Origin of the sequence: Burkholderia sp. Bp9140, assembly GCF_003853425.1 — a bacterium.
Lineage (GTDB): Bacteria > Pseudomonadota > Gammaproteobacteria > Burkholderiales > Burkholderiaceae > Burkholderia.
Window position 1 is genome coordinate 15,837 of record NZ_QTPQ01000041.1, and the last position, 19,327, is coordinate 35,163.

Annotated in this window: 21 protein-coding genes; 14 read left to right on the forward strand and 7 right to left on the reverse strand. The window is 67.7% G+C overall.

What is annotated here, in order from left to right:
- Window positions 1–64 precede the first annotated feature (64 nt).
- Entirely contained in the window at window positions 65–1,186 is a 1,122-nt protein-coding gene (gene alr, locus DIE21_RS29000) for an alanine racemase (RefSeq protein ID WP_124500894.1), read from the reverse strand.
- A gap of 303 nt (window positions 1,187–1,489) precedes the next feature.
- On the opposite strand from alr, the gene DIE21_RS29010 reads away from it, so the two are divergent.
- The 8 genes from DIE21_RS29010 to DIE21_RS29045 all read left to right on the forward strand — a co-directional run bounded on the left by DIE21_RS29010 (window position 1,490) and on the right by DIE21_RS29045 (window position 8,651).
- Complete coding sequence (locus DIE21_RS29010; protein ID WP_124500896.1) at window positions 1,490–1,864, forward strand: MAPEG family protein; 375 nt, start codon at window positions 1,490–1,492, stop codon at window positions 1,862–1,864.
- 385 nt (window positions 1,865–2,249) lie between these two features.
- Complete coding sequence (gene glnH / locus DIE21_RS29015) at window positions 2,250–3,002, forward strand: glutamine ABC transporter substrate-binding protein GlnH (RefSeq protein ID WP_124500897.1); 753 nt, start codon at window positions 2,250–2,252, stop codon at window positions 3,000–3,002.
- Window positions 3,003–3,068: 66 nt separating this feature from the next.
- The gene (gene glnP / locus DIE21_RS29020) at window positions 3,069–3,725 is read left to right on the forward strand and encodes a glutamine ABC transporter permease GlnP (protein WP_059507216.1); all 657 of its coding nucleotides are present in this window, start codon (window positions 3,069–3,071) and stop codon (window positions 3,723–3,725) included.
- On the forward strand, window positions 3,722–4,450 hold the full coding sequence (gene glnQ / locus DIE21_RS29025) for a glutamine ABC transporter ATP-binding protein GlnQ (RefSeq protein WP_014899691.1): 729 nt from the start codon (window positions 3,722–3,724) through the stop codon (window positions 4,448–4,450). The genes glnP and glnQ overlap by 4 nt, the downstream gene beginning before the upstream one ends.
- Before the next feature lie 20 nt (window positions 4,451–4,470).
- Complete coding sequence (locus tag DIE21_RS29030; protein WP_124500898.1) at window positions 4,471–5,520, forward strand: C45 family peptidase; 1,050 nt, start codon at window positions 4,471–4,473, stop codon at window positions 5,518–5,520.
- Between the two features lie 15 nt (window positions 5,521–5,535).
- A complete protein-coding gene (locus DIE21_RS29035) occupies window positions 5,536–6,870 on the forward strand; it encodes an aspartate aminotransferase family protein (protein ID WP_124500899.1) in 1,335 nt (444 codons plus the stop codon).
- A gap of 25 nt (window positions 6,871–6,895) precedes the next feature.
- Window positions 6,896–7,450, forward strand: coding sequence for a carboxymuconolactone decarboxylase family protein (locus DIE21_RS29040; RefSeq protein WP_124500900.1), 555 nt, complete (start codon window positions 6,896–6,898; stop codon window positions 7,448–7,450).
- Between the two features lie 361 nt (window positions 7,451–7,811).
- A complete protein-coding gene (locus DIE21_RS29045; RefSeq protein WP_124500901.1) occupies window positions 7,812–8,651 on the forward strand; it encodes an extensin in 840 nt (279 codons plus the stop codon).
- A gap of 114 nt (window positions 8,652–8,765) precedes the next feature.
- On the opposite strand, the gene ahpF is transcribed toward DIE21_RS29045, so the two are convergent.
- Both ahpF and ahpC read right to left on the reverse strand, forming a co-directional pair.
- Window positions 8,766–10,364, reverse strand: a complete 1,599-nt coding sequence (ahpF, locus tag DIE21_RS29050) for an alkyl hydroperoxide reductase subunit F (protein WP_124500902.1) — start codon at window positions 10,362–10,364, stop codon at window positions 8,766–8,768.
- A 124-nt stretch (window positions 10,365–10,488) separates the two neighbouring features.
- Entirely contained in the window at window positions 10,489–11,052 is a 564-nt protein-coding gene (ahpC, locus tag DIE21_RS29055) for an alkyl hydroperoxide reductase subunit C (protein WP_034179823.1), read from the reverse strand.
- Window positions 11,053–11,372: 320 nt separating this feature from the next.
- Between ahpC and DIE21_RS29060 the strand changes: the two genes are divergently transcribed.
- From DIE21_RS29060 to DIE21_RS29070, 3 genes are read left to right on the forward strand one after another with little or no spacing between them, the layout of a single operon-like run.
- Window positions 11,373–12,329, forward strand: coding sequence for an ABC transporter substrate-binding protein (locus tag DIE21_RS29060; RefSeq protein WP_124500903.1), 957 nt, complete (start codon window positions 11,373–11,375; stop codon window positions 12,327–12,329).
- Between the two features lies 1 nt (window position 12,330).
- Window positions 12,331–13,635, forward strand: coding sequence for a dicarboxylate/amino acid:cation symporter (locus DIE21_RS29065; protein ID WP_124500904.1), 1,305 nt, complete (start codon window positions 12,331–12,333; stop codon window positions 13,633–13,635).
- 10 nt (window positions 13,636–13,645) lie between these two features.
- Complete coding sequence (locus DIE21_RS29070) at window positions 13,646–14,347, forward strand: aspartate/glutamate racemase family protein (RefSeq protein ID WP_124500905.1); 702 nt, start codon at window positions 13,646–13,648, stop codon at window positions 14,345–14,347.
- A 57-nt stretch (window positions 14,348–14,404) separates the two neighbouring features.
- On the opposite strand, the gene DIE21_RS29075 is transcribed toward DIE21_RS29070, so the two are convergent.
- From DIE21_RS29075 to DIE21_RS29090, 4 genes are all read right to left on the reverse strand, one after another.
- Window positions 14,405–14,770: a type II toxin-antitoxin system VapC family toxin gene (locus DIE21_RS29075; protein WP_124500906.1), complete on the reverse strand. Its 366-nt coding sequence runs from the start codon at window positions 14,768–14,770 to the stop codon at window positions 14,405–14,407.
- On the reverse strand, window positions 14,764–14,955 hold the full coding sequence (locus tag DIE21_RS29080) for a hypothetical protein (RefSeq protein WP_124500907.1): 192 nt from the start codon (window positions 14,953–14,955) through the stop codon (window positions 14,764–14,766). Before DIE21_RS29080 ends, DIE21_RS29075 begins: the two co-directional genes overlap by 7 nt.
- On the reverse strand, window positions 14,949–15,167 hold the full coding sequence (locus DIE21_RS29085) for a ribbon-helix-helix protein, CopG family (RefSeq protein WP_057923781.1): 219 nt from the start codon (window positions 15,165–15,167) through the stop codon (window positions 14,949–14,951). The genes DIE21_RS29080 and DIE21_RS29085 overlap by 7 nt, the downstream gene beginning before the upstream one ends.
- A 111-nt stretch (window positions 15,168–15,278) precedes the next feature.
- A complete protein-coding gene (locus tag DIE21_RS29090) occupies window positions 15,279–16,172 on the reverse strand; it encodes a LysR substrate-binding domain-containing protein (protein ID WP_124500908.1) in 894 nt (297 codons plus the stop codon).
- Window positions 16,173–16,349: 177 nt separating this feature from the next.
- Between DIE21_RS29090 and DIE21_RS29095 the strand changes: the two genes are divergently transcribed.
- The 3 genes from DIE21_RS29095 to DIE21_RS29105 are packed head-to-tail and all read left to right on the forward strand — an operon-like array spanning window position 16,350 to window position 19,322.
- The gene (locus DIE21_RS29095) at window positions 16,350–17,516 is read left to right on the forward strand and encodes a branched-chain amino acid ABC transporter substrate-binding protein (protein WP_124500909.1); all 1,167 of its coding nucleotides are present in this window, start codon (window positions 16,350–16,352) and stop codon (window positions 17,514–17,516) included.
- Between the two features lie 17 nt (window positions 17,517–17,533).
- Entirely contained in the window at window positions 17,534–18,073 is a 540-nt protein-coding gene (locus DIE21_RS29100) for an L-2-amino-thiazoline-4-carboxylic acid hydrolase (protein WP_124500910.1), read from the forward strand.
- The gene (locus tag DIE21_RS29105) at window positions 18,066–19,322 is read left to right on the forward strand and encodes a Zn-dependent hydrolase (protein WP_124500911.1); all 1,257 of its coding nucleotides are present in this window, start codon (window positions 18,066–18,068) and stop codon (window positions 19,320–19,322) included. Before DIE21_RS29100 ends, DIE21_RS29105 begins: the two co-directional genes overlap by 8 nt.
- Window positions 19,323–19,327 lie beyond the last annotated feature (5 nt).

Here is a 19,327-nt window from a genome sequence, read left to right on the forward strand (position 1 = left end):
CAAGCGGATCCGGATGCGCAGCGGCACGCGATCGTGCCGCCGCATCCATGACCTCCGTTATCGCCTATCGCCCGTAGCTGCCCGTGCGCAGCGCCGGCTGCACCGTCGACGCACCGGGCGGCACGATCACGACCGGCACGCGGCGCGCGAGCGCGCACATCAGCTCGTAGCCGATCGTGCCGCTGGCTTCCGCGACGTCGTCGACCTTCACCTGATCGCCCCACAGCTCGACGCTCGAACCGATGCCCGCGTTCGGGCACGGCGTCAGGTCGACGGTCAGCATGTCCATCGACACGCGGCCGACGACGCGCGTCATCACGCCGTCCACCGCGATCGGCGTGCCGGTCGGTGCGTGGCGCGGATAGCCGTCCGCGTAGCCGCACGCGACGACGCCGATCCGCATCGGCTGGTCGGCCGTGAAGCGCCGCCCGTAACCGACGGTTTCTTCCGGCGCGAGCGTCTGCACGCCGATGATCCTGCTGGTCAGCGTCATCGCGGCCATCAGCGGCGTGTCGGCGATGTGCCGCGATGCGCCCGTCGGCGACGCGCCGTACAGGATCGTGCCGGGCCGCACCCAGTCGCGATGCGCGCGCGGATGCCACAGCACGGCCGCCGAGTTCGACGTCGAGCGCTCGCCCGGAATCCCGGCCGTGGCCGCATCGAACTGTTCGAGCTGCCAGTCGACTTCGCCTTCGTCCGCATTCGCGAAATGCATCATCAGCGTGATCGTGCCGATCGACGGCGCGGCCGCCGCACGTTCCCACGCGGCGCGGAATGCGTGCGGCCGGTAGCCGAGCCGGTTCATCCCGGAGTTCATCTTCAGCTGGATATCGATCGGCTGCCGCGGCTTCGCGGCGATCAGCAGGTCGAGCTGCGCGTCGCAATGCACGGCCACCGTCAGCCGGTGGCGATCGGCCAGTTCGACGTCGGCCGGCTCGAAGATTCCTTCGAGCAGCAGCACCGGCTTGTCCCAGCCGAGCTCGCGCACGCGCACGGCTTCGTCGAGATCGAGCAGCGCGATGCCGTCGGCGGCCGCGAGGCCGGGATAGATCCGCTCGATCCCGTGACCGTATGCGTTGGCCTTGATCACGGCCCACACGCGCGATTGCGCGGCGGTGCGGCGGATGAAGTCGAGGTTGTGGCGGACGGCGTCGGGACGGATATGGGCGACGATGGGACGGGGCATGGGCGGGCTCGGGTCGAAAGTCGTTCGGCGCGCGCGGCGGTGCGGCGCGGGTCGGCAGGTTGGCGCGGCATCGCGCCAAGCCAGTGTTGAGCGCTATCTTATTGGTGTTCGACCAGTTTTAATTAACGTATTTGTCGGCGATTTGGTGGAATTTTTGGTGCTGGACCCATGCCGGCAGTGCCTCCGGCAGCCTGCGTTGCCGAGCCTCCCGTCTAGAAAACCGGCGCGCGAACCGCGCGGCGCAATGCTAAGCTCTGCGCGACCCTGTCATTGATCAATGTAATCATAAAGGAGGAGACTTTGATGACGACGACGTCCCAGCTGTGCCTGTTCATCGTGGCGCTGTTGCCATTCCCGATGACGTTCCTGGCCAAGGCCCGCAAGGGGTACGACAACCGCACGCCGCGCGAGTACCTGGCGAAGCTCGAAGGCTGGCGCGCGCGGGCGCAGGCCGCGCACCAGAATGCGTGGGAAGCGCTGGCACTGTTTACGGCCGCATTGGTCGTCGCATGGCACAACGGCGCGAACGCGCACCACGTCGACCAGCTTGCGATGGGGTTCGTTGCGACTCGCGTCGTCTACGCGCTGATGTACCTGCTGAACTGGGCGTCGCTGCGCTCGCTCGTGTGGTTCGCGGGAATGGTCTGCGTCGTCGCGCTGTTCTTCGCGGTGCCGTGACGAGGTAACGAACTGCCGACACGCGCGCCGGCTTTCGATGCGGGCGCGCGGATCGCCGCGGCAACACACCGGCCCGCCGCAACGGCGGGTCGCGCGCACCACACCGTCCCCGACTTCAAGCGCCGCCGTGCCCCCGGACGCCTCCGCCGCCGTTCCCCCCGCACCCGCCCCGCGCGTCCCTTTCCTCTGATCTATCCCGCCCGCCGGGCTCGGGTTTGTCTCGATCATTTTCCCGTTGAGTATTTTTTTTGTTGTCGTAGTATCCGTGTTGACAACACTTGTTGCACTACGGTCTAATTCAACATCGCATGTTGCGGTGCGGCTTGATGTCGTCGTTCCCCGGCCACCCGGCCGGTTACATCGCTCAATCATGCGGAGAAAAGTCATGAGTCGCCGTTCCTTCCTGAAAGCCGTCGCGGTGGTCGCCGCGCTCGGCGCCAGCATCGCGCACGCGGATACCAGGACGCTCGTCGTCGGGACCGATACGTCGTTCATGCCGTTCGAGTTCAAGCAGGGCGACAAGTACGTCGGCTTCGATCTCGACCTGTGGGCGGAGATCGCGAAGGACCAGGGCTGGAAGTACACGATCCAGCCGATGGATTTCGCGGGCCTGATTCCGGCGCTGCAGACGCAGAACATCGACGTCGCGCTGTCGGGGATGACCATCAAGGAAGAACGGAAGAAGGCGATCGACTTCTCCGCGCCGTACTACGACAGCGGGCTCGCGGCGATGGTGCAGGTCGGCAACACGTCGATCAAGTCGATCGACGACCTGAACGGCAAGGTGATCGCCGCGAAGACGGGCACCGCGACGATCGACTGGATCAAGGCGCACCTGAAGCCGAAGGAGATCCGCCAGTTCCCGAACATCGACCAGGCGTACCTCGCGCTCGAGGCCGGCCGCGTCGACGCGGCGATGCACGACACGCCTAACGTGCTGTTCTTCGTGAACAACGAAGGCAAGGGCAAGGTGAAGGTCGCGGGCCAGCCGGTCAGCGGCGACAGGTACGGGATCGGCTTCCCGAAGGGCAGCCCGCTCGTGCCGAAGGTCAATGCATCGCTCGTGAAGATCAAGGCCGACGGCCGCTACGCGCAGATCTACAAGAAGTGGTTCGGCGCCGAGCCGCCGAAGATGTGAGCGTGGCGGCACAACACGGCGCGGCCACCCGGCCGCGCCGGTCTTGAATCGGACGGGGAGCGACACGTGAATTTCGATTGGTCGGCGATCTGGGCGGCGTTGCCGGACCTGATGGACGGGGTCCGGTTGACGGTGTTCATCGCATTTTTCGGGCTGGCGGGCGGGTTCGTCGTCGGGATGATCGCGGGCATGTTCCGCGCATACGGACCGAAGGCGATGAACGTGCTCGCACAGGTTTATATTGAACTGATCCGCGGCACGCCGATCGTCGTGCAGGTGATGTTCCTGTACTTCGCGCTGCCGCTGCTCGCGCATATCCGCATCGACGGCCTGACGGCCGCGATCATCGCGATCACGGTGAATTCGGGCGCGTATCTCGCGGAAGTGGTGCGCGGCGCGCTGCTGTCGATCCCGAAGGGGCTGACGGAAGCGGGGCTCGCGATGGGCCTGTCGATGCCGCGCGTGCTGCTGAAGGTGGTCGGGCCGCTCGCGTTCCGGCGGCTGATTCCGCCGCTCGGCAACCAGTGCATCGTGAGCCTCAAGGACACGTCGCTGTTCATCGTGATCGGCGTCGGCGAACTGACGCGCAAGGGGCAGGAAATCATTGCCGGCAATTTCCAGGCGGTCGAGATCTGGACCGCGGTGGCTGTCATCTACCTGATGCTGACCGGCGCGATGACGCTGACGCTTCGGCTCGTCGAAAAGAGGATGCGCATCTTATGAGCATGATCGAATTCCAGAACGTGTCGAAGAGCTTCGGCCATGTGCCGGTGCTGAAGCACATCGACCTGAAGATCGACGCGGGCGAAGTGGTCGTCGTGATCGGTCCGTCGGGCTCGGGCAAGTCGACGATGTTGCGCTGTATCAACGCGCTCGAGAAAATCACCGGCGGCGAGCTGCTGGTCGACGGCCAGAGCGTGCGCGGCAACGCGTCGACGATCCGCAACATCCGGCTCGAGGCGGGCATGGTGTTCCAGCAGTTCAACCTGTTTCCGCAAATGACCGCGCTCGAGAACGTGATGTTCGGGCCGATCCAGGTGCGCGGTGCGTCGCGCGCCGACGCGCGCGACCAGGCGATGGCGCTGCTCGACAAGGTCGGCCTCGAATCGCGTGCGAATCACTATCCGTCGGAGCTGTCGGGCGGCCAGCAGCAGCGCGTCGCGATCGCACGCGCGCTAGCGATCCGGCCGCGGCTGATGCTGTTCGACGAGCCGACGTCGGCGCTCGATCCGGAATTGCGCCACGAAGTGCTGAAAGTGATGCAGGATCTCGCCACCGAAGGGATGACGATGATCGTCGTCACGCACGAGATCGGCTTCGCGAAGCGGGTCGGCACGCGGCTGCTGTTCATGGATCAGGGCGGCATCGCCGAGGACGGCCATCCGGTCGACCTGATCGACCGGCCGCCGACGCCGCGCCTGAAGGAATTCCTGAAACACGTGTCCTGAACGAAACCGAATTGCCCGACATGCCGCTTTCCCTTACCCCCGTCATCGCCGGCACGCCGTTCGACATCGGCGTGCGCCTGGGCGAGCTTGCCCGCCCCGTGTTCGATCCGTACATGCAGCAGAGCAGCGCATGGCAGGCCGTGCGCCGCTGGCGCGGCCATCCGTTCGTCGCCGCGCTGCGGCAGGCGGCGCTCGCCGCGTACCCCGATCTCGTCGCGGAGCTGGACGGGATCGCGGCAGGCGTCGGCTGGCCGGCGGAGGACCTCTTCCTGTGGAACTGCCGCGGCGAACTGATCCACAACGCGCCGGACGGCTGCACGACGCTCGCCGCGCGTGACGCCCACGGCACGCGCTGGATCGCGCACAACGAGGACGGCGATCCGTACCTGCGCGAGCGCTGCCTGCTGGTCGACGTGCAGCCGCCGGGCAAGCCGGGTTTCATCAGCTTCTATTACCCGGGCTCGCTTCCCGGGCATACGTTCGCCGCGAACCGCGCGGGCATCGCGCAGGCGATCAACAACTTGCGGATTCGCACGCCCGCGGCCGGCGTGCCGCGGATGATTCTCGCGCGTGCGGTGCTCGACGCGACGTCGCTCGACGCAGCGGCCGACGTGCTGCGCACGCATGCGCGCGCGAGCGGCTTTCACCACACGCTCGGCGCGACTGGCGATACGCGGCTGCTGAGCATCGAGGCGAGCGTCGCGCGCTGTTCGGTCGTCGATGTTGCGCATCTCACCGGCCACGCGAATCATCTCGTGCATCCGGGGTGCGACGCGGAAGCGCAGATCGTCACGCAATCGTCCGGCGATCGCCAGCGGCGCGTCGATGCGCTGACGCCGGGTATCGATACGATCGACGAAGCCGCGCTGCTGCGCGTGCTCGGCGACCGCGCACCGGAAGGGCTGCCGATCTGTCGCGATGATCCGGCCGACCCCGACGACGAAAACACGCTGGCGACCGCCGTGTTCGCGCTTCGCGACACCGCGATCGACTTCACCATTCACCAGCACGGCACGCAGCGCTTCGCGACGCGCATCGTGCCGTCCGCGCCCGCGCCCGGCGCGTCCTGATCCATGAGGCAACGCATGACGACCGTTTTTCATCGCGCTCCGCGCGCCACCTTGCCCGTCGCCGTCGCAGGCGACGGCATCGAGATCATCGATTCGACCGGCAAACGCTATATCGACGCATGCGGCGGCGCGGCCGTGTCGTGTCTCGGCCACAGCAACCAGCGCGTGATCGATGCGATCAAGCGGCAGGTTCAGCAACTGCCGTACGCGCATACGTCGTTCTTCACGACCGACGTGGCCGAGGAACTGGCCGACCGGCTCGTCGAGGCCGCGCCTGCCGGCCTCGAACACGTGTATTTCGTGTCGGGCGGGTCCGAGGCGATCGAAGCCGCGTTGAAGCTCGCGCGCCAGTATTTCGTCGAGAAGGGCGAACTGCAGCGCCGCCATTTCATCGCACGACGCCAGAGCTATCACGGCAACACGCTCGGCGCACTTGCGATCGGCGGCAACGCATGGCGGCGCGAGCCGTTCCTGCCGCTGCTGATCGAAGCGCACCACGTCAGCCCGTGCTATGCGTATCGCGACCAGCAGGCGGGAGAAACCGACGAAGCGTATGCGCAGCGCCTGGCTGACGAGCTGGAGCAGAAGATCGTCGAACTCGGCGCGGAAAACGTCGCGGCGTTCGTCGCGGAAACGGTGGTCGGCGCGACGGCCGGCGCGGTGCCGCCGGTGCGTACCTACCTGAAGAAGATCCGCGCGGTGTGCGACAAGTACGGCGTGCTGCTGATCCTTGATGAAATCATGTCGGGGATGGGGCGCACCGGTTACCTGTTCGCATGCGACGAAGACGGAGTCTCGCCCGACCTGCTGACGATCGCGAAAGGGCTCGGCGCGGGTTACCAGCCGATCGGCGCGACGCTGGTGAGCGACCGCATCTACCGGACGATCGTCGACGGCTCGGGCTTTTTCCAGCACGGCCACACGTATCTCGGCCACGCGACCGCCTGCGCGGCCGCGCTCGAAGTGCAGCGCGTGATCGCCGAAGAGCGGCTGCTCGACAACGTGAAGGCGCGCGGCGAGCAACTGCGTGCGGCGCTGCGCGCGCATTACGGTGCGCATCCGCATGTCGGCGACGTGCGCGGCCGCGGGCTGTTCGTCGGCGTCGAACTCGTGCGCGACCGCGACAGCAAGGCGACGTTCGATCCCGCGCGGAAGCTGCATGCGGCGGTCAAGCGCGAGGCGATGCAGCGCGGCCTGATGGTGTATCCGATGGGCGGCACGATCGACGGCGTGCACGGCGATCACATCCTGGTCGCACCGCCGTTCGTCTGCACCGCGCAGCAGATCGACACGATCGTCGAACGGTTGTCCGGCGCGATCGATGCGGCGCTCGCATCGGCCGGCGCGTGAACCACGACCCCACCCGATCCTCACCATGACAGACAGACTGCCTTCCTTCGATCCCGCATCGGCCACCGACGAGCAGAAGGCCGTGCTCGCCGAAATCCTCAGCGGCCCGCGCGGCAACCTGAACGGGCCGTTCCTCGGCTGGATCGCGAGCCCTGAACTCGCGCAGCACGCGCAGCGGCTCGGCGCGTTCTGCCGCTATCGCACGGGCCTGTCGCTGCGGCTGTCGGAGCTCGCGATTCTCGTGACCGCCGCGCGCTGGCGCTCGCAGGCCGAGTGGCACATCCACCATCCTATCGCGCTCGATGCCGGCGTGCCGGCCGCGACGGCCGACGCGATCCGGCGTGGCGTCACGCCTGCGTTCGAATCGGACGACGATGCGCTGATCCATGCGTTCGCAACCGAGCTGTACGACACGCGGCGCGTGAGCGATGCGACGTTCGCGCGCGCGCAGGCGCGTTTCGGCCACGAGACCGTCGTGAACCTCGTCGCGCTGCTCGGCTATTACGCGCTCGTGGCGATGACGCTCAACACGTTCGGCATGCGCGCGGACGGACAGACTGATTTACCGTTTCCGGAATAATCGCCGCCGCATGCGCGTGCGTCGGCGGATGTCGCGCGCACGTTCCGATTGCGTCGAAAAGCCCGTCCACACGGGCTTTTCGGCATTTTTGCGCGGGTCGATCGGCGTCCTCGCCGTGTCTTGCTGATGCATATCGCATCGCCAAGTGGGCGCTGTTCGGCGGGATCGCGATTGCGATCTTCTGCATCCGACGGGCGGAAGGCAGACGGTGTCGAACCGTCTGACGATAGGGCGGCGCGGCGTCGTACGGCCTCGACGGTCTTGGGGTCGACGTCGATGCAACCAATTGTATTCGTGCGGGATCAAGCACGAACGCACGCGTATGATGGCTTGTTCACGTCGATAAGTTCGGTGAGCAAGCATGACTAGTACCCGTAAGACATTGATGATCGCCGGCGGATTGCTGGTTGCCGCGGCAGGCGCCGGCTACGTGATGCTCCTGCGTGCGGACCACCGCGCGATCGCGGAGGCCGGCATCGGCGATTCCGCAGCACCTGCTGCCGCCGTGACAGCGGCGAACGACGGCCATACCGCACAAGGCACGATTGCGCCACCGGCGCCCGTTGCCGTCCCTTCCGCGCATGTGGACGAGGCCGTGCCGCAACGACCGGCCGTACCGCCGCCAGCCGCGGCTGCTGCGCGTACGAGCGCGGCGCCGGCATCCGCTGCCGTCGCGCCGGTCATCGCCGCACAGACGCCACCGGCGAAACCGAGCGCACCGCCGCCGACCGTCCACGTCGTGACGGTCGAGCCGGAGGATGCGACCCCGGCCAAGGCCAAGCCCGCGCAAGCGGTGCAGGCGCCGGTACAGGCGGCGCAACCGGCTCAACCGGCTCAACCGGCTCAACCGGTGCAATCGACACCGCCGGTCCAGGCTGCACAGGCGACCCGGCCGAGTCAGCAGGCGGATCAGCCGACGCATCGCGCGGCGCGCAAGCGCGACGGACTCGAGCGGCACGCGGCGGCGACACCCGTCATGAAATCCGAAACGCCTGAAACCGCCGCGCTCGTGCGTGAATCGGCGAAGCTCGATCCGTCGCTGCCGCCGCCGCAATACGTGGCGACGCCGAGTGCCGAGCGCCAGCACACGTCGGCGGGTGCGAATGCGGTGGGCGCCGCGATGACCGACCAGCTGGTCAGGCAGTCGAGCAGCATCAAGGCAACCGCGCCGGCGAACGCCGGCCCCGGCGTGACCCAGTGAGCAAGGCGCCCCCGCGCGTGCGCAGCGTCGCTCGACGCCGGATGAAAAAGGACCCCGCACGCCGACCAGGGCATGCGGGGCCAAGAGAGACGAACCGGTGCGGTGCGTCGCGCGTTACGCGGCGATCGCTTCTTCGGCCCGCGGCGCGTCGGCCGTAGCCGGCGTCGCGTCTTGCCGGATCAGGTGATCGAACGCGCCGAGCGATGCCTTCGCGCCTTCGCCGACCGCGATCACGATCTGCTTGAACGGCACCGTCGTCACGTCGCCGGCGGCAAACACGCCCGGCACCGACGTCGCGCCGCGCGCATCGACGACGATCTCGCCGTGTTTCGACAGTTCGATCGTGCCTTTCAGCCATTCGGTGTTCGGCACGAGGCCGATCTGCACGAACACGCCTTCGAGATCGATCCGCTGCGCTTCGCCCGAACGCAGATCCTTGTAGACGAGCCCGTTCAGCTTGCTGCCGTCGCCGGTCAGCTCGGTCGTCTGCGCCTGCGTGACGATCGTCACGTTCGGCAGGCTGCGCAGCTTGCGCTGCAGCACTTCGTCCGCGCGCAGTTGCGCGCCGTATTCGATCAGCGTGACCGCCTTCACGATGCCGGCCAGGTCGATCGCGGCCTCGACGCCCGAGTTGCCGCCGCCGACCACCGCGACGCGCTTGCCCTTGAACAGCGGGCCGTCGCAGTGCGGGCAGTACGCGACACCGCGGTTGCGGTATTCGCGCTCGCCCGGCACGTTGATTTCGCGCCAGCGCGCGCCGGTCGCGAGAACGATCGTCTTCGCCTTCAGCACCGCGCCGTTCGCGAGGCGGATCTGGTGCACGTCGCCCGGAATCAGCGCGTCGGCGCGCTGCACGTCCATGATGTCGACGTCGTACTGCTTCACGTGCTGCTCGAGCGCGACGGCGAACTTCGGCCCTTCGGTTTCCTGCACCGACACGAAGTTCTCGATTGCCATCGTGTCGAGCACCTGGCCGCCGAAACGCTCGGCGACGACGCCCGTCGCGATGCCCTTGCGCGCCGAGTAGATCGCGGCCGCCGCACCGGCCGGGCCGCCGCCGACGATCAGCGTGTCGAACACCGGCTTGTTCTCGAGCGACTTCGCGGCGCGGGCACTGGCGCCCGTGTCGAGCTTCGCGAGGATTTCCTTCACGCTGCTGCGGCCCTGGCCGAACGATTCGCCGTTCAGGAACATCGTCGGCACGGCCATGATCTGGCGCGCTTCGACTTCGTTCTGGAACAGCGCGCCGTCGATCGCGACGTGGCGGATGCGCGGGTTGATCAGCGACATCACGTTCAGCGCCTGCACGACTTCCGGGCAGTTCTGGCACGACAGCGAGAAGTACGTCTCGAACGCGTAGTCGCCGTCGAGCGCGCGGATCTGTTCGATCACGTCGTCGTCGAGCTTGATCGGATGGCCGCCCGTCTGCAGCAGCGCGAGTACGAGCGACGTGAATTCATGGCCCATCGGGATGCCGGCGAAGCGGATGCCGGCCGGCTTGCCGGGTTCGCCGATCGAGAACGACGGCTTGCGCTCGGCGTCGTCGCGGCGTTCGGTCACGGTCACACGCGACGTCAGCGACGCAATCTCGTTCAGCAGCGCAAGCAGTTCCTGCGACTTCGCGCTGTCGTCGAGCGACGCGGCGAGTTCGATCGGGCGCGTGATCTTTTCGAGGTACGCTTTCAGTTGATTCTTGAGATTGACGTCGAGCATGGCGTTTCGGATTCCGTATTGATAATTATGGTCGGGCACGTCGTGCCGGAGGAGGGCGCGGGCCGCACGAGGCGGCCCGCATCGCGGGATTCGCGCGCCTCGTGCGAGGCGCGCGGCGCGATCGTCAGATCTTGCCGATCAGGTCGAGCGACGGGGTCAGCGTTTCCGCACCCGGCGTCCACTTGGCCGGGCACACTTCACCCGGGTGCGCCGCGATGTATTGCGCGGCCTGCACCTTGCGCAGCAGTTCGCCTGCGTCGCGGCCGATGCCGTTGTCGTGGATTTCGCACAGCTTGATCTCGCCTTCCGGGTTGATCACGAACGTGCCGCGCAGTGCCATCCCTTCTTCCTCGATCAGCACGTCGAAGTTGCGCGACAGCGTGAGCGTCGGGTCGCCGATCATCGGGTACTTGATCTTGCCGATCGTGTCCGACGTGTCGTGCCATGCCTTGTGCGTGAAGTGCGTATCGGTCGATACACCGTAGATCTCGACACCCAGCTTCTGGAATTCCGCGTAGCGGTCGGCGAGGTCGCCCAGTTCGGTCGGGCAGACGAACGTGAAGTCGGCCGGGTAGAACACGACGACGGACCACTTGCCCTTGAAGTTTTCTTCGGACACGGGCACGAATTCGCCGTTGTGGTATGCGGTTGCCTTGAACGGTTTGATTTGGGTGTTGATGATCGGCATCTTGCGAGTTCCTTTGCGGTGGTGTTGATGAAGTGTTCCCAGTATCCGGGTTCACCCTGAGTTTGTGAAATTGCTTGTTTCAATCCGCGGCATCGGGAATTTCTATCTGCTTCCGGCCCCCGTTGCGGCGGGCCGTCCGGACGGCCCGTGCCGTCCGGGCCGGGTCTTCCGGCGGATTTCGGCAGGAAGGCGTTTCTGACACATTGGGCGTGCGGGAGAGGGCGGCGCCTAGCAACGGCCACGCGCTCCGCGCCAGGGCCCGGCGTCCGTTCTGCACGAACGGCTGCGCGGTCGTTCGACACTCTTCGTGCCAATGCGCCATGAACCTCTTTTCCGGACGCGCCGCACGCGCGCGGCTTGCGTGGTTCCGCGACATCTTCCTCGAGCGCCCATGCCTGCGTCGGCATTTACGCGGCGCGGCCTGCGCATTCATTGCCGTGTCATGCGCCGCGCCGGCGCTGGCCCTTGATGCATCCGCGCCGGCCGCGGCGGCCGCGCCCGCCACCACGGCAACCGGGCTCGTGCCGATGCCCGACGGCCGGCTGCTCGCGCCCGAGTTCGCCCGCATCGTCACGCGCGGCACGCTCGTCGTCGCGGTGCTCGGCGTCGATCAGCCGCCGTTCTTCATGTCGCGCAACGGCGCGTTGGCGGGCGCCGACATCGACCTTGCCGAGGCGCTCGCGAAGCAGCTCGGCGTGGCCGTGCAGTTCGACCGCGATGCGCGCACTTTCGACGACGTCGTTCATCTGCTCGCGACCGGGCAGGCCGACGTCGCGATCAGCAAGCTGTCGCGCACGTTGCCGCGGGCGCAGGTGATCCGCTTCAGCACGCCATACATCAGCCTGCGGCGCGCGCTGCTGATCAACCGCGTCAGCTTCGCGGAACTCGCGAAAGGGCGGCCGCTGCCGGAAGTCGTGCGCGACTACCGCGGCACGATCGGCGTCGTCGCGGGCTCGGCCTACGCCGAATACGTGCGCAGCGACTTCCCGGCCGCGCAGGTGCGCACCTATCCGAGCTGGCCGGCGACGCTCGACGCGCTGAACGCCGGCGCGGTCACGGCCGTGTATCGCGACGAGCTCGCGATCAAGCTCGTGATGCAGGACGACCCGACCGCGCCGATCCGGCTGCGCGTCGCGACCTTCGACGACCTGACCGATGCGCTCGCCGTCGGCGTGCCGGTGTCCGCGCCGACGCTGCTCGCGTTCGTCAACCAGTTCCTGGCCGAGCGCAACAAGCGGCTCGACGTGAAATCCCTGCTCGATGCGATGGGTCACTGACATGAACATGAACGAGAACATCCGGATCACGCCCCGCATCGAGCGGCTGCACGCGCTCGCGATCCATCCGTTGACGGTGTTCGGCAGCCTCGCGCTCGGGATCGTGGCGGGCGTGCTGTGGCCGGCGGCCGCGCCGCGGTTCGACTACGTCGGCCAGGTGTACGTCGGCCTGCTCAAGATGACGGCGCTGCCGTTCATGACGGCCGCCGTGATCTTCAGCCTGCAGCGGCTGCTGCGCGACGGCAGCGCATCGGATCTCGTGATGCGCGTGATGGCGATCTTCTGCTGCGTGTCGGCGTTCGTCGTGGTGGTCGGCGCGGTCGTGCTGGTCGCGATGCGTCCGGGCGAGCACCTGTCGAACGCGACGCTGAAGGCGTTCGGCGCGCTGGTCGGCAGCGACGGCGCGGCGAGCGACACCGTGATGACGCTGTATGGCACCGATCCCGCGGAGAAGTCGTCGGGCCTCGCCGACATGCTGATCGCGCTGGTGCCCGGCAACTTCTTCGCGGCGCTCGCGAGCGGCGACACGCTGAAGGCGCTGGTGTTCTCCCTGTTCTTCGGCTTCGCGTCGGGGCGCGTGCCGACGGGCATCTCGGCGGCGCTGAGCCAGACGCTGGAGACCGTGTATTTCACCTGCCAGAAGATCATGCACTGGCTCGCGTATCCGACGCCGGTCGTGCTGTTCTGCGGCGGCGCCGCGCAGATCGGCACGACCGGGTTCGGGCCGCTCGAGGCGATGGTCCGCTTCGTCGCGGCGTTCGTCGTCGTCGCCCTCATGCTGATCGCGGCGGCGATCGCCGTGATCTGGAAGCGCTCGGGCGCGACGCTGGGCGAGACGCTCGCCGGGTTGCGCACGCCGTTCGCGATGGCGCTCGCCACGCGCAGCAGCGTGGCCTGCATGCCGAGCATGATCGAGTGTCTGGCCGACGGGTTCGGTTTTGCACGCGCGCGCGTCGAGCTGGTCGTGCCGCTCGCCGTGTCGCTGCTGCGCGTCGGGCCGATGGCCTATTACGCGAGTGCGACGCTGTTCGTCGCGCAACTCTACGAACGGTCGCTCGGCCCCGGCGAGCTGTGCGTCGTGCTGGTCGCGTCGGTGCTGGCGGGGTTCGCGTCGACCGGCACGTCGGGCGTCGTGACGGTGTCGCTCGCCGGAATGGTGTGCGCGGCGCTGCATCTGCCGTTCGAGGCCGCGTTCGTACTGTTCGTGGCGGTCGATCCGCTCTGCGAGATATTGCGCACGCTGTTGCTGGTGATCGGCAACTCGGCCGTCGTATCCGCGATCTGCGCGCGGCCGCCGCGCGCGTGAAGGAGGCATCATGGCACTCGTCGGCGTATTGGGCGGAATGGGGCCGCTGGCCACGGTCGACTTCATGCATCGTGTGATTCGCTTGACGCGCGCACGCTGCGACCAGGAGCACCTGCCGATGATCGTCGCGAACCTGACGCAGACGCCCGATCGTTCGCGCGCGATCATCGACGGCGGGGCCGATCCGCTGCCGGCGCTGCTCGATGGCGTCGCGCTGCTGAACCGCTGCGGCGTCGACGTGATCGCGATCCCGTGCAACTCGGCGCACCACTGGTATGTGCCGCTGCGCGAACGCAGCACGGTGCCGGTCCTGCATATCGCCGATGCGTCGGTGGCCGCGTTGCCGGCCGGCGTGCGACGCGTCGCGGTGCTCGCCACCGGCGGCACGCTGGTATCGGGCTTCTACCAGGCGGCGCTGCGTGCGCGCGGGTTCGAGCCGGTGATGCCGGGCGTGGCCGCGCAGCGCGATATCGCCGCGTGCATCGCGGCCGTCAAGGCGGGGAAGATCGATGCGTCGGTGCGGTGCCTGTCGCGCGCGCTCGCGACGCTGGCGCGGCGCGACGTGGGCGTCGCGGTGATGGGCTGCACGGAAATTCCGATCGCCGCGCGTGCGTTGCGCGATGCGCCGTTCGCGCTGGTCGACAGCACGCAGGAGCTGGCGCGCGCGACGCTCGCCTATGCGGCCGAGCGCGGATGGGGGCGGCCAGTGTGACGCGCGGCGACGGCGCGATGCGCGGACGTCCGGCATGCATGACGGACTCCGCTCGCGCTAGATCCGATAGGGCGCCCGCACGCCCGGCTCGGTGAGCGGAAAATCCTTCGTGTTGCGCGACACGAGCAGCAGGCCGTTCACTTGCGCCGATGCCCAGACGATCGCATCGGGCAGGCGAATGCGACGTTCCTTGCGAATCGTTACGGCGTGATTGGCCACCGTGCTGTCGAGCGGGATGAGGTCGAACGACGAAAGCCATGCGCGGATCGCCGCATCGTCGCCGGCCGTTGCACCGACCAGGACTTCCATCCAGGTCACGATGCTGATCGCCCGATAGTCGTAGCGGCCCAGCTCCGCGCGCGCGGACTCCACGCCGCCGAGATAGTCGATCAGGATGTTGGTGTCGAAGAGTGCCTTTACCATTCCGCGCGCAGTGCCTCCTGATAGGCGAGCCCGTCGAGCGCACGGGCTTTCCAGAGACCGAACACGGTGCAGGCATGCGGCGGCCGGCGCGGCACGAGGCAAGCGTGGGCCGCAGGCGCGCGGCCCGAATGCGCGCGGCCCGAATGCGCGGCCGCGCCGGGGGTGTCGATGAGTGCTTTTACCATTCTGAACGCAGTGCCTCCTGATAGGTGAGCCCGTCGACCGCGCGATCCTTCCACAGGCCGAATACGTTATCGGCATGCGCTCGCTTGTGTTGCGCGATGTACGCGTCGATCGCGTCGCGAATGATCGCGGCGCGAGGGCGTTGCTCAGTCTCGACGATGGCGGCCAGTTCGTCGAGCTGGCCATTCGACAGATCGATCAGGATACGGCTCATTGCAGCCTCCGATATATGATATGCATATCATATATACACGCGCGGTCGTCCGCAAGGCGCCGGCTTGCCCGGCAACCGTGGCGGTCCGCCGGCAGGCGGTGGAACGGGCATTCAGGCGGCGATCTTCCTCAGCCAGTCGGCGAGCCGTCTCGCCCCGTCCGGCATGTCCGCATCCTCGCGCGTGCACAGGTAGTAGTCGCGCCCGTCGTCGAGCGCGTGGTCGAACAGCTTCACGAGTTCGCCGCTCGCCAGTTCGCGCTCGACCAGCGGCGCGCGCAACAGCGCCGCGCCGAGGTCCGCGCGCGCGGCGCTCAGCGTCAGTTGCCCATCCTCGAACATCGGCCCCACCGCATGCGACACGTGCCGCACGCCGGCGCCCTGCAGCCAGTTGACCCAGGTGCTGCGATCCTCGTCGTGCACGAGCGGCGCCCGCGCGAGATCGGCAGGCGTGCGGAACGGCCCGTGGCGCTTCAGGAACGTCGGGCTGCACATCGGCACCATCGCGCCCGGCAGCAGCCGCTCGCAGCGGTAGCCGGGCCAGTCGCCGGTGCCGAAGCGGATCGACAGGTCGGATGCGTCGCTTCGATAGTTGCGGTGATGCGCATACAGCACGGTCACGTCGACGTCGGTGTTGTCGGCGAGGAACGCGTGCAGCCGCGGTATGAACCAGCCGATGCCGAGCAGCGGAATCAGGCTGATCGTGATCTGCCGCAGCGACGACCGGTCGCGCACGAAGCGCGTCGCGCTGCGCAGCACCGAGAACGCGGCGCTGATCGAGCGGTAATAGTCGCGCCCCTCGTCGGTGAGCGCGAGCAGCCGGCCTTCGCGCACGGTCAGCGGCGTCTGGATGAACGCTTCGAGCAGTTGCAGCTGGTGGCTGACCGCGGACGGCGTGATGTCGAGCTCGTGCGCGGCCGCGGTGACCGACCCGAGACGCGCGAATGCCTCGAACGCGCGGACGGCGCGCAGCGGCGGATCATGCGGCAATTGTTCGATATTTTTCATGTATCGAATTTTATCGAAAAATCAGGGTAAGCGACAACACGAAAATATCCTGTATTTACAGGTGATTACGTTATTGTGTCGGGAATGGCATAAGCATCCAACAATTGAGTATTTGGGGTGTAGGTGACGAATCTTTAATATTTTTCATGTTTTGAGCCGAATCACCGATCCCTGCCCATGAAAATCGCCTTTCTTCCCGCCAGCCTCGCATTCTCCACAGCCACGCTGATCGCTGCCGTTCCCGCCTTTGCGCAATCCGCGCCGCAGACGATCCTGATCGGTCTCGCCGCGCCGCTCACCGGCCCGTCCGCGCGGATCGGCAAGGACCTGCAGAACGGCGCGCAGCTCGCGATCGACGACGCGAACGCGAAGCATCCGAGCATCGGCGGCAAGCCGGTCGTCTACAAGCTCGTCGCGGCCGACGACCAATCCGACCCGCGCACGGCCGTCGCGGTCGCGCAGCAACTGGTCGACCAGCACGTGATCGGCGTCGTCGGTCACTGGAACACGGGCTGCAGCGTGCCGGCGTCGCGCGTCTACCGCGATGCGGGCATCCCGCAGATCGCGCCAGCATCCACCGGCCACCCGTACACGCAGCAGGGCTACGCGACGGCGTTCCGGATCATGGGTCACGACGATGCGGGCGGCAACTTCACCGGCGCCTATGCGGTGAAGACGCTGAAGGCGAAGCGTATCGCGGTGATCGACGATCGCACGTCGTTCGGCGCCGGGCTCGCCGACCAGTTCATCAAGGGCGTGCAGGCGAACGGCGGCACGATCGTCGATCGCCAGTACGTGAACGACAGGACGACCGACTTCAGCGGCGTGCTGACCGCGATCAAGGGCAAGCGCGCGGATCTCGTGTTCTTCGGCGGGCTCGACGCGCAGGCCGCGCCGATCGAGCGACGGATGCGCCAGCTCGGCGTGAACGCGCCGCTGCTCGGCGCCGGCGGTTTCGTGAGCCAGACCTTCCTGTCGCTCGCGGGCAAGGACGGCGACGGCGTGACGGCGCTCGAGCCGGGCCTGCCGCTCGACCGGATGCCGGGCGGCAAGGCGTTCGATACGCAATACCGCGCACGCTTCCACGCGCCGATCGAACTGCACGCGCCGTTCGCGTACGACGCGGCCGCCACGCTGATCGCGGCCGCGCAGAAGGCCGGCACGACGCAGCCGGCGAAGCTGGTCGCGGCCGTGCGCGCGATCGACCGGTCCGGCGTGACCGGCCGGGTCGCGTTCGATCAGGAAGGCAACCTGAAGGACCCGGCGTTCACGATCTACCAGGTACGCGGCGGCAAGTGGACCGTCGTCGACGTGCTCGGCGGCGCGCGCACCGCAACGAAATAACGACGGAGACGATCCCCATGACCGACACGACTCATGCCTGCGCAGCGGCACCCGAGGACACGCGCCTCGGCATCCTCGCGCGGCGCCGCATCGAAGCGGAAATCATCAAGCCGATCTACGAGATCATGAAGCGCGAGTTCGGCACCGAGCGCGCGCAGGCCGTGATCGCGGAAGCCGTGCGCGGCGCGGCCGTCGATGCGGGCCGCACGTTCGCCGCGCAGGAGCCCGACGGCACGAGCGTGCAGTCGTTCATCGCGCTGCAGGTGCTGTGGGAGAAGGACGACGCGCTCGACGTCGAGGTGCGTCGCGCGGACGACGCGCACTACGACTACGACGTGCATCGCTGCAGCTATGCGGAGATGTATCACGCGATGGGGCTCGGCGAGATCGGCCACCTGCTGAGTTGCGCGCGCGACAGCTACTTCATCGAGGGTTACGACCCGCGCATCGCGCTGACGCGCACGAGCACGATCATGCAAGGCGGCAAGCGCTGCGATTTCCGCTATGCGCTGCAGGTCACGCCGCGCGACGACGCACCGGAGGCCGGCCATGCGTGACGACCTCGCGCGCGCACCGCGCGTCGACGGCGCGCGGCTGTGGGCGTCGCTCGAACGGATGGCGCAGATCGGCGCGACGCCGAAGGGCGGCGTCTGCCGTCTGGCGCTGACCGACCTCGACCGCGAGTCGCGCGACCTGTTCGTACAGTGGGCGCACGACGCCGGCTGCACGGTGCGCGTCGACCAAATGGGCAACGTGTTCGCGCGCCGCGCGGGCCGCCATCCCGACGCCGCGCCGGTGATGACGGGCTCGCACGCCGATTCGCAGCCGACGGGCGGCCGCTACGACGGCATCTACGGCGTGCTCGGCGGCCTCGAGGTCGTGCGCGCGCTGAACGATGCGGGCATCGAGACCGAGCGCCCGATCGACGTCGTGATCTGGACCAACGAGGAAGGCTCGCGATTCGCGCCGGCGATGATCTCGGCCGGCGTGTTCTCGGGCGTCTATCCGCTCGAATACGGGCTGTCGCGCATCGACGGTGCCGGCAAGACGATCGGCGCGGAACTCGCGCGGATCGGCTACGCGGGCGCCGAGCCCGTCGGTGGTTATCCGGTCCATGCCGCATACGAACTGCATATCGAGCAGGGCGCGATTCTCGAGCGCGCAGGCAGGACGATCGGCGTCGTGACGGCCGGGCAGGGGCAGCGCTGGTACGAGGTGACGCTGACGGGCGTCGACGCGCACGCGGGCACGACGCCGATGGAATTCCGGCGCGACACGCTGGTGGGTGCCGCGCGGATGATCGAGTTCGTCGATGCGCTCGGCCGTCGTCATGCGCCGCATGCGCGCGCGACGGTCGGGATGATCGAGGCGCGGCCGAATTCGCGCAACACGGTGCCGGGCGGCTGTTTCTTCACGGTCGAGTTCCGCCATCCCGACGATGCGGTGCTCGACGAACTCGATGCGGCGCTGCGCGCGGAACTGGCGCGCGTGGCCGCCGACGCCGGCCTCGGTGCGCGGATCGAGCAGATCTTCACGTATCCGCCCGTGCCGTTCGCGCCGCGCTGCATCGACGCGGTGCGCGACGCGGCGCAGGCGCTCGGGCTGTCGCACATGGACATCGTGTCCGGCGCGGGCCATGACGCATGCTATGTCGCGCGCGTCGCGCCGACCGGCATGATCTTCGTGCCCTGCGTCGACGGGCTGAGCCACAACGAGGCCGAGGCGATCACGCCGGAATGGTCGACGGCGGGCGCCGACGTGCTGCTGCGCGCGGTGCTGCAAAGCGCGCAGGAAGCGGGCGCCTGACCGGC